The sequence below is a fragment of the Hymenobacter sp. M1-2 genome, assembly GCF_057808495.1.
Genome location: NZ_JBTYZO010000051.1, coordinates 1 through 3,580, shown reverse-complemented (window position 1 = coordinate 3,580; position 3,580 = coordinate 1). Strand labels below are relative to the sequence as shown.

The following is a 3,580-nucleotide window of genomic DNA, read 5'->3' as shown; positions in this document are numbered from 1 at the left end:
ACCGGGGCTTGTAGCTCAGGTGGTTAGAGCGCTACACTGATAATGTAGAGGTCCCTGGTTCGAGTCCAGGCAGGCCCACTCGGTACACTGGTGGGGCCGCTGCCGGGACCTGAACGACGGGGGATTAGCTCAGCTGGCTAGAGCACCTGCCTTGCACGCAGGGGGTCAACGGTTCGAATCCGTTATTCTCCACTTGCGGTTTCGATCGGAAACCGAGTGAGTGCAGTAAGTAAACCGACAAGGTGAGGTCACACCGCCTTGTCGACAGTGTCTTTCAATAGGGGAGACGCACGTTCTTTGACGTAAGGTAACAAGAGAGAAAACAAAGCAACACTCACCCCCTCCTTGGAGTGGTGGTGAGCTTCTTATCCTTTCGGGGATAAGACAGAAGAAGTACGCAAGGGCACACGGAGGATGCCTAGGCTCTCAGAGGCGAGGAAGGACGCGATAAGCTGCGAAAAGCCGTGGGGAAGGGCACATACCTGGTGATCCACGGATATCCGAATGGGGCAACCCCCTTAGTGGAAGACTAAGGATCTGCACTTGTATGAGTGCAGAGGCAAACCCGGGGAACTGAAACATCTAAGTACCCGGAGGAACAGAAAATAACATATGATTCCCCTAGTAGTGGCGAGCGAACGGGGAGGAGCCCAAACCGGGCTGGTTACGGCCAGTCCGGGGTTGTAGGACCGCAACATCTGATTAGGTGCTTTTAGCTGAATGACGTGGGAAAGTCAACCAGAGACGGTGAGAGTCCGGTAAGCGAGCAGAGCATCTACGGTAGTGGGATCCTGAGTAAGGCGGGACCAGCGAAATCCCGTCTGAATCCGGCGGTACCATCCGCCAAGGCTACATACTCCTGAGAGACCGATAGTGAACTAGTACCGTGAGGGAAAGGTGAAAAGAACCGGGAATACCGGAGTGAAAAGAACCTGAAACCGTGTGCTTACAAGCAGTTGGAGGGGCTGAGTGCCCTGACAGCGTGCCTTTTGCATAATGAGCCTACGAGTTACTCCTCTCTGGCAAGGTTAAATGTGTCAACACATGGAGCCGCAGCGAAAGCGAGTCTGAACAGGGCGCAGAGTCAGAGGGGGTAGACGCGAAACTTTGTGATCTACCCTTGGGCAGGTTGAAGGTTGGGTAACACCAACTGGAGGACCGAACCAGTTTCCGTTGAAAAGGATTTGGATGACCTGAGGGTAGGGGTGAAAGGCCAATCAAACTGAGAAATAGCTCGTACTCCCCGAAATGTATTTAGGTACAGCGTCGGCGTCGAGTCAGCGGGAGGTAGAGCTACCGATAGGACTAGGGGGTGTCACAGCCTACCGAATCCTGACGAACTCCGAATGCCCGTTGATATAGCCGGCAGTGAGGCTTGGGGTGCTAAGGTCCCAGGCCGAGAGGGAAAGAACCCAGACCATCCGCTAAGGTCCCTAAATTCGGACTAAGTTGAACAAAGGAGGTCCACTTGCTTTGACAGCCAGGAGGTTGGCTTGGAAGCAGCCATTCCTTTAAAGAGTGCGTAACAGCTCACTGGTCGAGCGAGAGGGCATCGATAATACGCGGGCATCAAGTCCGGTACCGAAGCGATGGATTTGTCTTAGGACAAGTGGTAGGGGAGCATTCTAGCCGCGGTGAAGCTATCCTGTCAGGGGTGGTGGAGCAGCTAGAAAAGCAAATGTAGGCATGAGTAACGATAAGGCGGGTGAGAAACCCGCCCCCCGATAGACTAAGGTTTCCTGCTCAACGCTAATCGGAGCAGGGTTAGTCGGGACCTAAGGCTAGGCCGAGAGGCTACGTCGATGGAGAGCTGGTTAATATTCCAGCACGTATCTAGTGGAGTGATGCAGTGACGCAGAAGTGAACGATGCGCGGGCGGACGGAAGTGCCCGTTAAAGCGTGTAGGTAGAAGGAGGGTAGTGAAGTACGCCCTTCTTGCTGAAACGTGATAGTACCTGACGGCTTCGGCCAACGGGATAGTCATCTTAATCAGACTGCCAAGAAAACCTGCTAAGCGTTTACTGCTAGATACCCCGTACCGCAAACCGACACAGGTAGTCAAGGAGAGTATCCTGAGGGGCTCGAGTGAATCACGGCCAAGGAACTCGGCAAAATGGTCCTGTAACTTCGGGAGAAGGGACGCTTCCTCTTGAGCAATCAAGAGAAGCCGCAGTGAAAAGGCCCAGGCGACTGTTTAACAAAAACACATGACTTTGCGAACGCGCAAGCGGAAGTATAAGGTCTGACACCTGCCCGGTGCCGGAAGGTTAAGAGGGGAACTTAGTCCGCAAGGGCGAAGGTTTGAATCGAAGCCCCGGTAAACGGCGGCCGTAACTATAACGGTCCTAAGGTAGCGAAATTCCTTGTCGGGTAAGTTCCGACCTGCACGAATGGTGTAACGATCTGGGCGCTGTCTCAGCCGTGAGCTCGGTGAAATTGTAGTCTCGGTGAAGATGCCGAGTACCCGCCACGGGACGGAAAGACCCCGTGCACCTTTACTATAGGTTGACATTGACGCTGGGTAACACATGTGTAGCATAGGTGGGAGACGTGGAAGCGGCGGCGCCAGCCGTCGTGGAGTCACCGTTGAAATACCACCCTTGTGTTGCTTGGTGCCTAATCTGGAAAACGGAAACAGTGTCTGCTGGGTAGTTTGACTGGGGTGGTCGCCTCCAAAAAGATATCGGAGGCTTTCAAAGGTCCGCTCAGACCGCTTGGTAACCGGTTGTAGAGCGCAATAGCAGAAGCGGGCTTGACTGTGAGGCTCACTAGCCGAGCAGGGTCGAAAGACGGATATAGTGATCCGGTGGTGCCGCATGGAAGGGCCATCGCTCAAAGGATAAAAGGTACGCCGGGGATAACAGGCTGATCTCCCCCAAGAGCTCATATCGACGGGGAGGTTTGGCACCTCGATGTCGGCTCGTCACGTCCTGGGGCTGGAGAAGGTCCCAAGGGTTCGGCTGTTCGCCGATTAAAGTGGCACGCGAGCTGGGTTCAGAACGTCGTGAGACAGTTCGGTCCCTATCTGTGGTGGGCGTAGGAGATTTGCCAGGACCTGTCCTTAGTACGAGAGGACCGGGATGGACCAGCCGCTCGTGCACCGGTTGTGGCGCCAGCTGCAGCGCCGGGTAGCGACGCTGGGATGAGATAAGCGCTGAAAGCATCTAAGTGCGAAACTCACCTGAAGATGAGATCTCCAATATAGGAAGGAGCGTGGGAGACGACCACGTCGATAGGCGGTAGGTGTAGAGCCCGAAATGGCACAGCCGAGCCGTACTAATGCTCCGAACACTTCTACTGCAACTCTGCTTCTGTTTTCTCGCTTGTCCTTATGTCAACGTTTTGACAGACCTGCTCCCACTTCTAGTGGAGTAGGCTCTGCGCCAGTAATGGTGGCTTTAGCCCGGGTGTTCACCTCTTCCCATTCCGAACAGAGTCGTTAAGCCCCGGAGCGCCTATGGTACTGCCTTCACCGGTGGGAGAGTCGGTCGCCGCCAACCTTACTGTCGCCTGCCCCTTTACAGAGGCGGGCACACCCCCAAGGCCCTCGTTGCTCCTGCCCCGGCGCACCGAGGGCCTT

2 tRNA genes and 2 rRNA genes are annotated in these 3,580 nt (G+C 55.1%); all 4 read left to right on the top strand.

Annotation, left to right across the window (positions count from 1 at the left end):
* The first annotated feature begins 4 nt into the window (after positions 1-4).
* The 4 genes from ACYSMN_RS25385 (at position 5) to rrf (ending at position 3,500) form a co-directional block, all read left to right on the top strand.
* Positions 5-78 (top strand) — tRNA-Ile (locus ACYSMN_RS25385).
* A gap of 40 nt (positions 79-118) precedes the next feature.
* Positions 119-192 (top strand) — tRNA-Ala (locus ACYSMN_RS25380).
* A gap of 195 nt (positions 193-387) precedes the next feature.
* A 23S ribosomal RNA gene (locus ACYSMN_RS25375) occupies positions 388-3,300 on the top strand.
* Positions 3,301-3,388: 88 nt separating this feature from the next.
* Positions 3,389-3,500, top strand: a 5S ribosomal RNA gene (gene rrf / locus ACYSMN_RS25370).
* Positions 3,501-3,580: the final 80 nt, after the last annotated feature.